This window comes from Bartonella sp. AC130YNZD (assembly GCF_042196865.1).
In the GTDB taxonomy this organism is placed as follows: domain Bacteria; phylum Pseudomonadota; class Alphaproteobacteria; order Rhizobiales; family Rhizobiaceae; genus Bartonella.
This window is the reverse complement of the sequence record NZ_JBHIQZ010000004.1, coordinates 16,982-32,033: the sequence shown is the minus strand read 5'-3', so window position 1 is coordinate 32,033 and position 15,052 is coordinate 16,982. Positions and strand designations below refer to the sequence as shown.

Sequence of the window (15,052 nt, the reverse complement as noted above, 5' to 3'; positions counted from 1 at the left end):
AAAAATTAAAAGAGGTAGCAGTTTAAAAAAAAGCGTTCTATACAGCAACAAAAGAAACTTTTTAATACTCTGTTCGTTGAGGGGTATGATTTTGTGCTGATACTTGGAGTATAAAAGCGTGAGTGTACATAAACGTCCATATGATGAACCTATTATCATGATTGAGCATAATGCTTTTGAAAATGCTTTTAATCGTCTCTACGAAGAAACAATGGCGCTGATTGAAAAAACCGCAGCGTATATTGACTCAGAAGGGAAATTAGTGGCACGCTCTCTTTCGGCAGAGGTTTCTGCAGTCTATGCGAAAGAGGCTATGTATTTAAGTACACGACTTATGCAAATCGCTTCTCAACTCCTTCTTCTTCGCGCAGAGCGTGAAGGGGAAATGTCATCAGAACAAATAAAAAAAGAAATTGTAAAAGTGTCACTTCATACACCGACATTGGAACTTGAAACCCCTCATTGGCATGAATTGCCAGAAATTTTTCGCCAATTTGTTTCTCATTCATTGCGTTTAGAAGCGCGGATAACCTATATGCGTGCTGGGTGGGAAACTGCGGACTCCTGTGCTCTAGAAGATGATAATCCAGTGGGAAAACAAATCGAATTGCTCAAAACAGCCTTTGGGCGTTCTTAGAGGTACTCCCCTTGTTTTGCGCGAAGGGGAAATATCATCAGAACAAATAAAAAAAGAAATTGTAAAAGTGTCACTTCATACACCGACATTGGAACTTGAACCCCCTCATTGGCATGAATTGCCAGAAACTTCCCGTCAATTTGTTCTCATTCATTACGTTTAGAAGCGTGCATTTTGTTTCATTTAGAGATGCGGCTGTAGTTTAAGCACTTTGGTCAATAAGCGGCGGCTGTATCTTGAACGATGATAATCCAGTGGGAAAATAAATCGAATTACTGAAAACAGCTTTTGGGCGTTCTGAGAAAAATAGCTTCTTGCTTCTTTCTTGCGATATTTAGAGCAGTATATCCATTTTTTACAACCAAAATTTCACAACTAAAACCAATCTAGAGTGCTTTTTTCTGCCTAATTTCTATTTGAGCGTAGGAAATATCTTGAGTTTATAGCTGAGAGAGGGATAGGTATTGATTTCGAATTATGGCATGGAATAGGGTATGGTTGGTCTTTGTGGGAAATCGACTTTGGTTGATTGCAGCTGGAACACTTTCTGTTGATCTATCGTGTGATTTTGTTTTGGCTCTGATAATGATTAGACGCTAGATAGAGCAGGGGCTTGTACATTAATTTATTTATGCTCTATAATTTATGCCTATAAAGTTGCTGTAAAGTGTGTGTTAATGAGGATAATACACATTGTTGCAGTTTTGGGGCTTCTTTTGTTTTGAATGGAAGTTATTTCCCTCGCGTAAAATAAAATATCCAAAATAAAGTGCCATATAATGAACATCCCATGGGTTCCTTGTGCCCCCATGCAATGTCCCTCTCTATGCAATGTTCCTCTTTACATAATGTCATTGTGGTGTGATGAGTATATTCAAAAACACCTCTCAGTTCTTATTCACATCCGTTGAGCCTCTCTCATTTTTACGCTTGCAAGGGAAAAAGCCGGCATTATCATCATCTTTTGCCAGTCCCCAATGTTGCAACAGCCTTTGGCGCTTGAGACAATTCATTAGAGGCATTTTTAGTCCTTTCTTGTACAGTTTCACTCTATACGGCAATCCCACGTTTCATATGTAAGCGAATGGTTTTGATTGATTCAAGATAAACAGATTTGTAATGAGAAAATCTTAGGATATTCGGGATTCTTATGCAACATACAAAATAATTAATTACCATTATAAATCAATGTGTTGATTTATAATGGTAGCGTCATGCTATAATGTAAAAAGTTTTCGCAAAGTGTGTACCATCCATTGCATAGCCTCTTTACACTTATGAATGTACAATCCAGCACTCTCTATTTGCTCGCTTGCGATGTTTAACCGTTATGGCATTAGATATGATATAGAAAGGGAATTTTTATGCTTTAGAGGGTGCTTGCTTGTAATGTGTGAATGGTTTTGATTGATTTCAGTTATGCTTCATAAAGTGTGTTCCATAAAGATGCTGTTCGTTGTGTGTTATAATTGTATAAATTTGGGGGGATGATTATCTTTTTACTGGTTTTGTCTTGGGTTGTTGTTTTCTTTGTGGTCTTGTCTTTATTCACAAGGGGGAAAAGTGTATAGACTGTAGTTTATGGCAGAGACGATTCGTATTATAGGCATTGATCCTGGATTACAGCGTACAGGGTGGGGCGTTATCGATGTTGTGGGTAATCGTCTTCAGTTTATTGCAGCAGGGACGGTTTCTTCTGATGTACAGTGTGAGCTGGCTTCCAGGTTATGTCAGATCCACAAAGGTCTTTCAGAGGTTGTGCATCAATTTATGCCCCATGAAGCTGCTGTAGAACATGTGTTTGTCAACAAAGATGCTACAGCAACTTTAAAACTTGGGCAAGCGCGTGCAATTGCATTGCTGGTTCCTGCGCAAGCAACTCTTCCTGTTTTTGAATATGCGCCCAACAAAGTGAAAAAATCGGTTATTGGTGTTGGACATGGGGCTAAAGAACAAATCCATATGATGGTCAAAGTTCTCCTCCCACGGGCTGAATTTGATAGCAGTGATGCAGCTGATGCTCTTGCTCTTGCTCTTTGTCATAGTATGCATCGTAAGAGTATTGACCGATCTTATCAGGCTAGGATGGCGATATGATTGGGGTGAAAGCATGATTGGCAAATTAAAGGGCACTCTTGAGCATATCTTTGATGATCATATCCTTCTTGATGTTCACGGTGTGGGGTATGTTGTTTTTGTGTCAAATCGTCTGCGTCCTTCTTTACCCTCGGTTGGGGAGGCGTTAAGCCTTTTTATTGAAACGCATGTTCGGGAAGATGCAATCCGCCTTTTTGGTTTTGCTACAAGAGCTGAACAGGAGTGGTTTTGTCTTCTACAAAATGTTCCTGGAGTAGGGGCAAAGGTTGCTTTGGCAATCTTGGGTACTTTATCGCCAGATGAACTTGCACAGGCTATTGCTTTAAATGATGTTGCGATGATTAGTCGAGCGCCGGGCGTTGGTAAAAAAGTCAGTGAAAGAATTGTGGGTGAACTGAAAAGTAAAACACTCCCCTTTGAACAGGCGGTCAAGACTGTTTCTGTTCCTCAGCGTGAGATGACCAATCAACCTGCGCATGATGCGCTTTCCGCGTTGATGAAGCTAGGGTTTGAACGGGAACATGCATCCCGTGCTCTTGCTCTTGCGATGAATGCTCTTGAGGGGGAAACTGTTTCTTCTGCCCTGCTGATCCGCCATAGTCTCAAATTGCTTTCTTCTCCTACTTAAAATCAAGGTAACAATGCATAAAGATGAAGATAAACGCCTTCTGGGTTCCGCCCCCCTTCCTAACGATCCAGATCGTTCCTTGAGGCCACAAGTTCTCGATGACTTTATTGGTCAAGAAGCGGCACGGGCTAATTTAAAAATATTTATTGAAGCAGCAAAAACACGGCAAGAAGCGCTGGATCACGTTTTGTTTGTAGGACCACCGGGGTTAGGAAAAACAACGCTTTCACAGATTATGGCAAAAGAATTAGGCGTTAATTTTCGCTCTACTTCAGGGCCGGTCATCGCTAAAGCAGGGGATTTAGCCGCTCTCTTGACCAATCTTGAAGAACGTGATGTCTTGTTTATTGATGAAATTCATCGCTTAAATCCGGCGATTGAGGAAATTCTTTATCCAGCCATGGAAGATTATCAACTTGATTTGATCATTGGGGAGGGGCCGGCCGCACGCTCGGTGAAAATTGATCTGGCTAAATTTACTTTGGTAGCGGCAACCACACGTTTGGGGCTTTTGACCACGCCGCTGAGAGACCGTTTTGGCATCCCAATTCGTCTCAATTTTTATACTATAGAAGAATTGGAATATATTGTGCAGCGTAATGCACGACTTTTTGCCGTCAAGATCAGTGATGATGGTGCTCATGAAATTGCACGCCGAGCACGGGGGACCCCTCGTATTGCCGGACGGCTTTTACGGCGTGTTTGTGATTTTGCTTTGGTTAAACAAGCAAAACAAATTGACCAAAAAATCGCCGATGAAGCGCTTTCGCGCCTTGAGGTTGATCATCTTGGTCTTGATCCGCTTGATCGTCGCTACTTGCTCCTGATTGCGGAAACTTTTTTAGGGGGACCGGTGGGGATTGAAACAATTGCTGCTGCTTTATCAGAACCACGCGATGCCATTGAAGATATTGTTGAACCGTATTTGCTCCAACAAGGGTTTATTCATAGAACCGCTCGTGGACGCATTCTAACTGAAAAGGCTTGGAGCCATTTAGGGCTTTCTGCTCCAGCCTCTACAACGTCTATACAAAGGCGTTCTCAACTTTCTGATGCTCAAGAGAATTCATCATTTCAGACATCTTTATGGGATGGGGAAGATGATTAAGACATTCTCTTTATTAAAAGAAACTATGTGAATATTTTATAGCAAGGTCATAAAATACAAGAGACGTGCCTTCTTTTAGCATATTCTGGCTAAAAAGGTTTGGCACTATTAAAAATTTTTTGCTTTTCACAACTTCAACACAAAAATGTGTTCAATCTTTTGATTGATAGATAATTTGCTATATTAGATGATTTTATGGGATATGAAGTCGATGACAGAAATAACACCTTTTAAGAGCAATCATACAAACGCTTTTCATAATTTTCAGGTCCGCGTTTATGTTGCGGATACAGATTTTTCCGGTGTAGTTTATCATGCGCGTTATCTTGAGTTTTTTGAACGAGGACGTTCAGAGTTTTTACGGGATACCGGTTTTAATAATAAGATGTTAGCAGCAGGGGGTGAGGGGGAAAAACTGTTTTTTGTTGTTCGTCATATGGAAATTAATTTTTCAAGACCAGCTAAAATTGATCATCTTTTAGTTGTTAAAACACGTGTTACTCATATCCAAGGGGCCCGCTTTTTTATGGAGCAATCTATTTTGCATGAGATGACCACGTTGGTAACAGCCAAAGTTGAAATTGCTCTGATTAATGAGGAGGCAAAACCGCGACGTTTACCCAAAGAACTTTTTGCAAAAATGCTTGGTTAAAAGTGTTCTTCATTGAATTAGCAGTTTCAGGAAAGATCAGCAGATATAAAGTAATCTACAATCTAAGATTATACATATTTATCATAGCCTAAATGTTTTCCAACAAGGTTACACGATACAGCAAAAGAAAGCACCTCTGCTACAATAACTACAATAAATTGAAGATGATATCCCACAAAATTAAACATACCTCATCCATGTTATGATTCAAAATCAATGTCGCCTCATCCATTTTCTGCTATAAACTCAAGATATTTTCTTTCTTTTGAAGAAAGGTTTGTTGGCATCAGAAAGCAGCGAAAAAGTACAAAATATAAAAAAAATAAAAATGGATTAAGATTTATTTTTATAAAAATGCACATACTCAGCACAATATTGCAATAAAGTGATAATAAGCTATTAGGTCGAAAATTGTCTCAAAACACCTAAAGGGTGTTTTTAAGCAATTTGATTTGTTTTTTTACTGGATTATCATTTGGCATCACAAAAGCGCGTGTTTCATCCATTTCTATCCATCATGCATGACTTTATGTGCTATAATGCGCGATTTATGTGCGCTTCTAAACGTAGGGAATGAGTGAGAGATCAATGTATGCAAAGCAGAAATGCATTCTTGCATTTAAAGTTTCAAAAGCATATTATTCTATATAATATATTGACTTAGAAAGATAAATTATCACTTTTTACGGGCACAACCCCTAATAGAGGAATAGAATAAAATACTTTCATTTCAAATCTGTTCATGTTGAAACAATTAAAATCATTTGCTTACACATCATAAGAGAAAAATATAAATCATTGAAAAAATTGTAAAAATGTTCCTTATGGATCATTTTCAATGCAATAACGATCAAATATCGCAAGTGAGCAAAGAGAGCGAAGAAGCCGGTTTTGATGAAGTAAAAATGTGAAAAGGCTTTTTTCATGTCACAGAAGCTTGTACGTTATACCATGGTGCCAGAGAGATGATAGGCATTGAAAGGGGCTAATTCACAATACAGTGAGATTACATGAGACTTACACTAGATTACATAGGACGTCGTAGGGGTGCATGGGTGAGGCGCATTGTTGTGAGGTGTTGTAGGGTGGTTTATTGTCGTTTTTTGTGCCCGATGGTGTACCCCGTATTCAATTCGATGGAAAATGAGAGAAATAATAGCCTGAGGCAAAGCGTCATCTTTTATGATGATAACATATTTATTTACAATGATAATTCATTGCGTTGTCACTTTCAGATAATTCTGAAACTTGTAAAATTTTTTCTTTTCAAGCTCTATTGCCGCGAATTAATAAAAAACATTTTCTTACATGTCACAAGCGGAGTTGGTGAGTGGATACAAAAACACTTAAGAAATAAATAAAATACCTCTTACGAATCTTTTCAAGTGCTAAGACTTATCGCTGTATTTTAAGCTGGAAACGCGTATGATGATTTAGCGTTCTTTTTATAAACGTAAAGATGGTGGTGCATAATAGATTTAATATTATGCATTTTTATATCTTTTATTTTTATAGTATTTATGGATAAGTCCTTATCGTTATATTTTTCATAAATGCTGTTGTGAAATGAGGGGGGCGTGCATTGAGGGATGTCTCTCGTCATCACTTTTTAAGGAAATTTAAGAAACAAGTCTTGTTTTAGCGCATGGATTTATGTGAAACTAGAGTCTTTACTTAAATTTAGAAACTATAAAATAATCTGTTTTATAAAATTTTAAAAAATGCATCTTTCATTTAGAGGGACAAAAATTATGCCGCATGTAGAACTAACGAATCCAGAAACAATTGGAATGTTGCATTTGTTTATGCAAGCGAGTTGGATCGTGAAAGGTGTTATGATCGGGTTGCTGCTCGCTTCTATCTGGAGTTGGGCAATTATTTTTGATAAAATTTTTACGTATCGGAGAATACGGCGTGAAATAAAGCAGTTTGAACGCACATTTTGGTCTGGCAAAGCGCTAGAAGATCTTTATGCATCATGCAAAAGTCAACGTACCAATAGTATATCCGCAGTTTTTATAGCAGCAATGGTTGAATGGAAAAAATCTCTTGAAAAAGGGACCCATACATCGAAAAGTTTGCAGAGCAGAATTGATAAGGCTATGGATTTGACGCTGGGACGTGAAAGTGAAAAAATAGAATCAAAATTAAGTTTTCTTGCGACACTGGGATCTGCGGGACCTTTTATCGGACTTTTTGGAACAGTTATTGGTATTATGGAGTCTTTTCTTTCTATTTCAGCTTCTCAAAATACATCACTTGCCATTGTCGCGCCAGGGATTGCAGAAGCGCTTTTGGCAACCGCTATTGGTTTGTTTGCAGCAATTCCAGCTGTTATTGCTTATAACAAGTTGACTCATGAAAGTGCGCGCATCATTGCACAAATAGAAAATTTTGCTGATGAATTTTCAACAATTGTATCGCGGCGTATTGATGAAACACGCACAGCACCTTCCTCTTTATAAAAAGGATCTTATCCCATGGGCGTTTCTGTTGCTTCTTCTTCTCGCAAAAATACACGTAGGCGGCATCATTCACAAAGCCAACTGATGAGTGAGATCAATGTCACTCCTTTTGTGGATGTCATGCTGGTCTTGTTGATTATTTTTATGGTCTCTGCCCCCCTTTTAGTGAACGGTGTTCCTCTAGATTTGCCTCGTAGTCAAGCAGGTCCCGTACGAGCTCAAAAAACACCTCTTACGGTTTCACTTGATGCGCAAGGGCGCTTTGCCATTAATCAAGATTATTATGAAACGTCACAGGCCCTGATTGCACACCTGAAAACTCTTCTGGAAGCAGATGCTACACAAAAAGATCAACGGGTTTTTGTGCGGGTTGCTAAAACTGTTGAATATCAGCAAGTATTAAAACTGCTGGCGGATATTCAAAAAGCAGGGTTTTCTCAAGTTGCGTTAGCAAGTCTAGCACAATAAATAATAAGTAATAAAATTGTGCGTAACCGGTTGTTTTTAAGATGTTTTTAAAAAGAGCATAGAGTGATTAAAAATGAAAAAATGTAAGGCATAAGTAAGGCATAAAGAATGAACAAAGACTCTTATCATAGTATGAAACGAGGCTTGGCTTTATCCCTTGTGGTCCATGTCATTTTTCTCAGTTGGGGAGCTATTCAGTTTACAAGCTCTGTTTCTTTACCACAACCATTGGAAGAAATTCCCATTACTCTTGCTCCTTTAGTGGACGAGTTTTCTTCTCAACAAGGAGCCGTGAAGGCTCCTATCCGTGCAATCCCTGCCGTCAAACCAACTATGCAATCACAAGAGAAAGAAGATGCACGCCATATTGGAGAGGGACAAATAGATAGTCTGGCACCGTTTCAACCAAAGGAAAAGCCGCGTCCCGTTGAAACAGCATCGCCACCATCAAGCGAGAACACGTCAGAAATATTTGCACCCGAACTTACAAAACCAGAATTATTAGAAGCAAAAACAGAGGATGCGCCCAAGGTTGCACCTGAGATGCCTTTGGAGGCACCGGAGGATGCGCCCAAGGTTGCACCTGAGATGCCTTTGGAGGCGCCGGAGGATGCGCCCAAGGTTGCGCCTGAGATGCCTTTGGAGGCGCCGGAGGATGCGCCCAAGGTTGCGCCTGAGATGCCTTTGGAGGCGCCGGAGGATGCGCCCAAGGTTGCACCTGAGATGCCTTTGGAGGCGCCGGAGGATGCGCCCAAGGTTGCACCTGAGATGCCTTTGGAGGCGCCGGAGGATGCGCCCAAGGTTGCGCCTGAGATGCCTTTGGAGGTACCACCGGAGGATACACCCAAGGTTGCGCTCAAGCCTGCGCACAAAAATGAAGAAATGATATCGCCAAAAGAATTGGCTCCAACGGTCCCCAAAGTATCAGCAGAGCAGATTGTTCATCAAGCGCCCAAAATTGTACTTCCAGAAAAATCTCTTCTTCCACAGTTTAAACCAAAGTTTGACGGAGAATTTCCAAAGAAGAATGAGGCTGCATTGAATCAAAAGACGCCAAAGCTTAATAAGAAAAACCAAGAGAAACAGACCATTGAAGATATTTTAGCTCTGGAGGAAAATAATTTGCTCAATCGTGCGCGGTCGCAAGGAGGGGGAGCAAAACGTTCTCATACACCAGAAGCTTTGGGTGCAAGAAAAAATATTAATGATACCACAAAAATGGCACAAACATTGGTCAATATTGTAGGGGGATGTATTCAACAGAAGCTTAAACTTGTGGCGCTTGGCGGCGATTTAAAAAATCGTCCGGTCGTGCGGTTGCGATTTTATTTAGACCGTGAAGGGATGGTTGTGGGCGATCCTATCATTGATCCCGTAAGCGGACTTGAGAGTCAACAAGCTATTATGATAAGGCAGGTGTATGCTGCTGTCTTTTCATGCCAACCTTATGCAGATCTCCCACGTGATCAATATGATCTATGGGGGCAAGGTTTTGACTTTAATGTTGATCCCCTCCAAGAAATAAGATGATAAACGAGAAAAAAGCGCTTAACGAAAGGACACATTCCATGATGACTATAACGAGACATAAAGTTTTTGCTTGGTTTATTGTCACTTGTGGGTTGTGGCTTTCAAGTATTTCATCGGGTTATGCGCAATTGAAAGGAACTATTTCGAGCGCTGATTTTAATCCCATTCCCATTGCAATTACAGACTTTATTTCCAATGATTCGATTGGGTTGAAAATATCTGCTGTGGTGACAGCCGATCTTGAACGGTCGGGGCTTTTTTTACCGCTTGATAAAGCAAATTTTTTTGAAAACATTTCTAATCCTAATAAACAACCGCATTTTGCTTCTTGGCAGAAAATAAAAGCGCAAGGTTTAGTTACTGGGCAAGTCATGAGAGAAATCGATGGACGTTTGAGGGTCGATTTTCGTTTATGGGATGTGTTTGGACAAAGACAATTGAAAGGACGGCGTTTTTATACCGCGACAGAACGTTGGCGGCGTGTGGCACATATGATCGCAGATGAGATCTATAGTGAAATGACAGGAGAAAGTGGTTATTTTGATACACGAATTGTTTTTATCGATGAAACAGGCCCCCAAAATGCACGCATTAAACGCTTAGCAATGATGGATCAAGATGGCGCAAATTTGATTTATATGTCTGATGGAAGTGAATTGGTGCTTACACCGCGTTTTTCCCCAAAAAGACAAGAAATGACCTATATGGCTTATGAGGACAATCAAGTACCTCATGTTTATCTCCAACAAATTGAAATGGGGCAAAGAGAGTTGATCGGAACGTTTAATAACATGACAATTGCTCCACGTTTTTCTTCTGATGGACAAAAAGTTATCATGAGTTTGTTACAAAATGATGGGAGTGCCAATCTTTACACTATGGATTTACGAACCCGTACGATGACGCGACTTACAACAACTTCTGCTATTGATACTTCTGCTTCTTATTCACCGGATGGAAAACAAATTGTCTTTTCTTCAGATCGTAGTGGAAAGCCGCAAATCTATAAAATGAATGCGGATGGGAGTGATATTCAACGTATTTCTTCAAACGATGGGAGTTATTCAACACCTATTTGGTCTCCACGGGGTGACTATATCGCCTTTACAAAACAATTAAGCGGACAATTTTCTATCGGTGTTATGCGCCCTGATGGGCAAGGAGAACGAATTTTAACCACAGGGTTTCACAATGAAGGACCAACTTGGGCCCCCAATGGTCGTGTGCTGATGTTCTTTCGCAAAAATCCCGGTATGGGACCAAAAATCTATACGATTGATATTACGGGACGCAATGAACGACAACTCCCTACCCCCAATGATGCTTCGGATCCAGCATGGTCGCCTTTGCTCAATATACAATAAAACAAAATGCGTAAAAATACAGAATATAGAAGGAATATAGTCTCAAGTTTACACAAAATTTCAATAGTTTTTAATTATTTAAAAGAAGGAATTGATTATAATGGGCATGGGGAGTTATGTAGATTTCATCTATCATCTATGGTTGTTGATCGATAATGGAATTTCCTTGGGGAAAATGCTTAAAAAAATTCAAAACAAGACCTTGAAAAAATAGAGTCGAAAATTCTGAGGTCTCTAGAGTTCAACTTTTTATTCAAAGTGTCGCTATATTTTTTTAAACTTCCTCTTCGATTTTGTTTGTGAAGAGTCCGGACTCTTGTCAGGGGGGGGCTGTTGCTCTCTGATGTGTTTTATTCAAGTACGCGGTTGTTTTAGATCTGAATCTTGATTGATTGGTAAGAGCAAAAGGAGAGATTTTTAAGATAAATGACGTTATTTTAGAAATATACGATGCCATAAAGTTAATGCCATAAAGTCAAAAATTTATTTGCAACGGATTAGAGAGATGTACCGGCTTTTTGTACAATACTTTGCTAAAAAATCAGCTCTGGCTTTCCATTTGCTTATTTTTATTCTGTGATGTTGTAAAAACACTGCCCTTTGAGGTGTGGGGATATAGGGCGTATAAACCTCCTTGATATATTCTAAGTGTTTTTTTAGTGCGTAGCGAATATTTAGGGGAATGCATGTTTGTTGAGCCTTAAGTTTCAAGTGAATTTCATGAGTGATTCGTCATAGGAATACGTCAAGAAAACCCCAATTGTTTAGAGGCTAGATCATTTCATTACTTGAGGGTGGGGAGAGGAGGTTAATCTTAAAGAACAAAAAGATCAAATAGAGAGGAATATAGGGATAATCTTTGGGGCATGTAAGAAAGGCGTGTGGCTACAGAGTTTTGTATGCTTTTTTTGGGGATTATGTTTTCTGCGATTGATTGTGGTTTCTTGTTGCATCAATGGCTTACCCCGCTATTGATGCGGGGCTTTTATATGTGCGGATAAAGAGGAGGGGTGACAGATGCTTTTGAAGCCCTCATGCATGAAGAGAGGGCTTATGCAAATGATGGGAATTATACAGACAATTTTGCCAAAATCTCATCACTGACATCAAAATTTGCATAAACATTTTGCACATCATCATCTTCTTCTAATGTTGAAATTAGTCGTAAAACAGACAAAGCTTTTTCTTCATCTATTGGTGCAAGGGTGGTGGCTTTCCAAATCGTTTTAATCGATTCTGCTTCACCAAGTTTTGCTTCAAGTGTTTTGGAAACTTCACCAATATCTTCAAATGCGCAGGTAATATGATGTCCGGTTTCTTCTGATTGCACATCTTCGGCACCGGCTTCAATTGCTGCATCCATGATGTTATCGGCTGTTCCTGCTTCTGGCTTATAGATTATTTCACCAATCCGATTAAACATGAAACTGACCGATCCTGTTTCCCCTAAGGCTCCTCCTGATTTTGTGAAGGCGGCGCGCACATTTGAAGCGGTGCGGTTGCGGTTATCAGTTAAAGCTTCAACAATGACGGCAACGCCGCCTGGTCCATAGCCCTCATAGCGTACTTCATCATAATTTTCGACATCGGCGCCTGACGCTTTTTTAATTGCGCGTTCAATATTATCTTTCGGCATCGATTGTGCTTTGGCATTTTGAACAGCCAGCCTTAAACGTGGATTCATGGCTGGATCAGGAGCACCTTGTTTTGCTGCTACGGTAATTTCGCGCGCAAGCTTAGAAAATATTTTCGAGCGCATTGCATCTTGACGCCCTTTACGGTGCATAATATTTTTAAATTGTGAATGGCCTGCCATAGTTTTCCTTCCTATTTGAGGGCTTTTTTGCCAGTTGGATACTCCTTAGAATTTAAGGCGATAAAGCACGTATCCCACCAGAATAAATGTGCCACAGCATGAGGTGAAATAATCGAATAAACACTTTATAAGAAAATTCATCTTAAAGGTAAAGACATCTTAGTTGAGGATCATTACAAGAGAGATCTCTTGTCGTTGAGCAAAAATAACGCTATAACAGAGTGTAATCTCATAGCAAAATGGTTTATTCCATACCGCGCTTTGTTTTAGGAGTGGTTGGAGAGACCTAAATATATATAAAAAAGTTCCAGTGCTCTTGAGTGGGCGGTAACCTGCCTCATAGAAGAGGCGCAGAAGAGGATTTATAAAAATGGCAACGCAACTTTTGATGCCCAAAGCAACAGCTGTTTGGTTGGTTGATAATACAGCTCTTTCTTTTGATCAGATTGCAGAATTTTGTAAATTGCATGTCTTGGAAGTAAAAGCTATTGCCGATGGTGATGCGGCTTATGGTATTAAAGGTTTAGATCCGATTAGTTCTGGGCAATTGACGCGCAGTGAAATTGCACGGGTGGAGGCTGATCAAAACGCACGCTTGAAAATTTCTCAATCGAGGGTGCATATTCCTGAAAAAAAACGTAAAGGGGCGCGCTATATCCCTCTTTCTCGACGCCAAGATCGTCCCAATGGTATCCTATGGTTGGTTACGAACCATCCCGAGTTGAAAGATGCACAAATTGCACGGTTGATTGGGACAACAAAAGCGACAATTGAACAAATCCGCCTTAGAACCCATTGGAATAGTGCAAATTTGGTTCCTCTTGATCCTGTAGGGCTTGGTTTGTGTTCGCAAATCGATTTAGATTTTGAGCTCCAGCGTGCGGCGAAAAATCGCCCTGTTGCTGCAGAAGAAGATAGGTCGTTGCTTCCCGCTTCTGTGACGGAAAACGCTGCTCTAGAGGAAAATGAGAGTGAAGACAATCTGCATAAGACTTTTGACGCTGATAAAGTTTTTGCAAAACTGAACGCGCTGCAAAAAAATCGTCAAGATCAAGATGATGCATAAAAAGCCATGACGCATAAGGGAAACATTTCTTATGGAAATGTTAGAGGAATGGCTGAAGAGAAGAAAAATTGGCAGAGACTTAAAAGTAAAAATGAGGACGAAAAAACAGAAAAAATTTCTTCTTCATTAGGAATTAACGGTTATTCTTAAAAATATTTTTAAGAATTTACCCTTCTTTACGAAATTCAAGGAGAAACGGACTATGCGCTCTACCAAAAAAAACCTCTCTCATTCCTTAGCTATCCTCTTTCTTTTCTCACTATGCTTGGGTGGGTGTGGCAAAAAAAATGTTGGTGCACTTAACGGTATGAATGGCGCTTATATGAATGATGCTGGTTTGAATCAGGTGTCACCAGGCTCAGGACAAGAATTTACGGTTAATGTGGGTGATCGCGTGTTTTTTGGTCTCGATTCTTCTTCACTTGATGCTGATGCTGAACGTATTTTAACGCGCCAAGCAGAATGGTTGCTTCATTATCCTTATTATTCTATTATGATCGAAGGTCATGCTGATGAGAGGGGAACACGTGAATATAACTTGGCACTTGGACAGCGCCGTGCTGTTGCTGTGCGAAACTATTTGGTGTCTCTTGGTGTGTCCGCACAACGGATTCAAACAATTTCTTACGGAAAAGAAAGACCTGTAGCAGTATGTGATGATATTTCCTGTTGGAATCAAAATCGACGTGCTGTGACAACGTTGAGTGACATGAATAGTCATTAAAAAGAAGATTGTTTGTTTCAACTATTCAATAAGCTCTTAAGGGGAAAAAAATGTATCGTAAAATCAATTGGAAAACACTCTTTTATATGTGGGTTTTCATAGCTTGTTCTACTTCACTTGTTCAAAGTGCGGCACGAAAGGCTTCCGAATATCCTGCACATGATACGGATAAAGTTGATGCAGTTGATAAGGCAACTGATGACGTGAAGAAAGCACCTGATGCAGCCGATAAAGCAGCATCTGATACAGCGGAAAAAGCCACTGACGCTGTTAATAAGGCTGTCGATGCTGTGAAGGAAGCACCTGAAGCAGCTGATAAAGCAGCATCTGATGCAGCGGAAAAAGCCACTGACGCTGTTAATAAGGCTGTCGATGCTGTGAAGGAAGCACCTGAAGCAGCTGATAAAGCAGCATCTGATGCAGCGGAAAAAGCCACTGACGCTGTTAATAAGGCTGTCGATGCTGTGAAGGAAGCACCTGAAGCAGCTGATAAAGCA

The 15,052-nt window shown here is 40.0% G+C and carries 15 protein-coding genes and 1 pseudogene; 15 read left to right on the top strand and 1 reads right to left on the bottom strand.

Translation table 11 applies throughout. From position 1 onward, the window contains the following. Window positions 1-118 precede the first annotated feature (118 nt). From ACFINU_RS02630 to tolB, 11 genes are all read left to right on the top strand, one after another. Window positions 119-637, top strand: a complete 519-nt coding sequence (locus tag ACFINU_RS02630) for a DUF1465 family protein (protein WP_375617868.1) — start codon at window positions 119-121, stop codon at window positions 635-637. Next, complete coding sequence (locus ACFINU_RS02625; protein ID WP_375667341.1) at window positions 624-800, top strand: hypothetical protein; 177 nt, start codon at window positions 624-626, stop codon at window positions 798-800. Before ACFINU_RS02630 ends, ACFINU_RS02625 begins: the two co-directional genes overlap by 14 nt. A gap of 314 nt (window positions 801-1,114) precedes the next feature. After that, window positions 1,115-1,237, top strand: a complete 123-nt coding sequence (locus ACFINU_RS02620) for a hypothetical protein (RefSeq protein ID WP_375640356.1) — start codon at window positions 1,115-1,117, stop codon at window positions 1,235-1,237. A gap of 981 nt (window positions 1,238-2,218) precedes the next feature. Continuing rightward, window positions 2,219-2,734: a crossover junction endodeoxyribonuclease RuvC gene (gene ruvC, locus ACFINU_RS02615; RefSeq protein ID WP_375617870.1), complete on the top strand. Its 516-nt coding sequence runs from the start codon at window positions 2,219-2,221 to the stop codon at window positions 2,732-2,734. 13 nt (window positions 2,735-2,747) lie between these two features. Beyond that, the gene (ruvA, locus tag ACFINU_RS02610) at window positions 2,748-3,362 is read left to right on the top strand and encodes a Holliday junction branch migration protein RuvA (RefSeq protein WP_375617871.1); all 615 of its coding nucleotides are present in this window, start codon (window positions 2,748-2,750) and stop codon (window positions 3,360-3,362) included. Between the two features lie 13 nt (window positions 3,363-3,375). After that, complete coding sequence (ruvB, locus tag ACFINU_RS02605) at window positions 3,376-4,470, top strand: Holliday junction branch migration DNA helicase RuvB (protein ID WP_375617872.1); 1,095 nt, start codon at window positions 3,376-3,378, stop codon at window positions 4,468-4,470. Between the two features lie 211 nt (window positions 4,471-4,681). Then, window positions 4,682-5,122, top strand: a complete 441-nt coding sequence (gene ybgC, locus ACFINU_RS02600) for a tol-pal system-associated acyl-CoA thioesterase (protein WP_375611759.1) — start codon at window positions 4,682-4,684, stop codon at window positions 5,120-5,122. Between the two features lie 1,751 nt (window positions 5,123-6,873). After that, window positions 6,874-7,587, top strand: coding sequence for a protein TolQ (tolQ, locus tag ACFINU_RS02595; protein WP_375617873.1), 714 nt, complete (start codon window positions 6,874-6,876; stop codon window positions 7,585-7,587). 15 nt (window positions 7,588-7,602) lie between these two features. After that, complete coding sequence (gene tolR / locus ACFINU_RS02590; RefSeq protein ID WP_375617874.1) at window positions 7,603-8,055, top strand: protein TolR; 453 nt, start codon at window positions 7,603-7,605, stop codon at window positions 8,053-8,055. Window positions 8,056-8,163: 108 nt separating this feature from the next. Then, the gene (locus ACFINU_RS02585; RefSeq protein ID WP_375617875.1) at window positions 8,164-9,585 is read left to right on the top strand and encodes a cell envelope biogenesis protein TolA; all 1,422 of its coding nucleotides are present in this window, start codon (window positions 8,164-8,166) and stop codon (window positions 9,583-9,585) included. Window positions 9,586-9,623: 38 nt separating this feature from the next. Continuing rightward, the gene (gene tolB, locus ACFINU_RS02580; protein ID WP_375617876.1) at window positions 9,624-10,949 is read left to right on the top strand and encodes a Tol-Pal system beta propeller repeat protein TolB; all 1,326 of its coding nucleotides are present in this window, start codon (window positions 9,624-9,626) and stop codon (window positions 10,947-10,949) included. Window positions 10,950-12,018: 1,069 nt separating this feature from the next. Here the strand turns inward: tolB and ACFINU_RS02575 are convergent. Beyond that, window positions 12,019-12,765 (bottom strand): YebC/PmpR family DNA-binding transcriptional regulator, encoded by a 747-nt coding sequence (locus ACFINU_RS02575; RefSeq protein ID WP_254492472.1) that lies wholly within the window; start codon window positions 12,763-12,765, stop codon window positions 12,019-12,021. A gap of 370 nt (window positions 12,766-13,135) precedes the next feature. On the opposite strand from ACFINU_RS02575, the gene ACFINU_RS02570 reads away from it, so the two are divergent. The 4 genes and pseudogenes from ACFINU_RS02570 to ACFINU_RS02555 all read left to right on the top strand — a co-directional run. Further along, complete coding sequence (locus ACFINU_RS02570) at window positions 13,136-13,831, top strand: DUF1013 domain-containing protein (protein ID WP_375617877.1); 696 nt, start codon at window positions 13,136-13,138, stop codon at window positions 13,829-13,831. Between the two features lie 6 nt (window positions 13,832-13,837). Continuing rightward, window positions 13,838-13,981 (top strand): hypothetical protein, encoded by a 144-nt coding sequence (locus tag ACFINU_RS02565; protein ID WP_375613210.1) that lies wholly within the window; start codon window positions 13,838-13,840, stop codon window positions 13,979-13,981. Window positions 13,982-14,033: 52 nt separating this feature from the next. Continuing rightward, window positions 14,034-14,555 (top strand): peptidoglycan-associated lipoprotein Pal, encoded by a 522-nt coding sequence (pal, locus tag ACFINU_RS02560; protein WP_375617878.1) that lies wholly within the window; start codon window positions 14,034-14,036, stop codon window positions 14,553-14,555. A gap of 50 nt (window positions 14,556-14,605) precedes the next feature. Beyond that, window positions 14,606-15,052: pseudogene (locus tag ACFINU_RS02555) on the top strand (tol-pal system protein); the annotation flags it as partial.

Excerpts from the sequence above, each read along its gene's own strand:
- ACFINU_RS02620 (WP_375640356.1), top strand. The coding sequence starts at position 1,115 with ATGGCATGGAATAGGGTATGGTTGGTCTTTGTGGGAAATCGACTTTGG.
- pal (WP_375617878.1), top strand. The coding sequence starts at position 14,034 with ATGCGCTCTACCAAAAAAAACCTCTCTCATTCCTTAGCTATCCTCTTT.
- ACFINU_RS02570 (WP_375617877.1), top strand. The coding sequence starts at position 13,136 with ATGGCAACGCAACTTTTGATGCCCAAAGCAACAGCTGTTTGGTTGGTT.
- ruvB (WP_375617872.1), top strand. The coding sequence starts at position 3,376 with ATGCATAAAGATGAAGATAAACGCCTTCTGGGTTCCGCCCCCCTTCCT.
- tolR (WP_375617874.1), top strand. The coding sequence starts at position 7,603 with ATGGGCGTTTCTGTTGCTTCTTCTTCTCGCAAAAATACACGTAGGCGG.
- tolB (WP_375617876.1), top strand. The coding sequence starts at position 9,624 with ATGATGACTATAACGAGACATAAAGTTTTTGCTTGGTTTATTGTCACT.
- ACFINU_RS02565 (WP_375613210.1), top strand. The coding sequence starts at position 13,838 with ATGACGCATAAGGGAAACATTTCTTATGGAAATGTTAGAGGAATGGCT.
- ruvC (WP_375617870.1), top strand. The coding sequence starts at position 2,219 with ATGGCAGAGACGATTCGTATTATAGGCATTGATCCTGGATTACAGCGT.
- ybgC (WP_375611759.1), top strand. The coding sequence starts at position 4,682 with ATGACAGAAATAACACCTTTTAAGAGCAATCATACAAACGCTTTTCAT.
- ACFINU_RS02585 (WP_375617875.1), top strand. The coding sequence starts at position 8,164 with ATGAACAAAGACTCTTATCATAGTATGAAACGAGGCTTGGCTTTATCC.
- tolQ (WP_375617873.1), top strand. The coding sequence starts at position 6,874 with ATGCCGCATGTAGAACTAACGAATCCAGAAACAATTGGAATGTTGCAT.
- ACFINU_RS02575 (WP_254492472.1), bottom strand. The coding sequence starts at position 12,765 with ATGGCAGGCCATTCACAATTTAAAAATATTATGCACCGTAAAGGGCGT.
- ruvA (WP_375617871.1), top strand. The coding sequence starts at position 2,748 with ATGATTGGCAAATTAAAGGGCACTCTTGAGCATATCTTTGATGATCAT.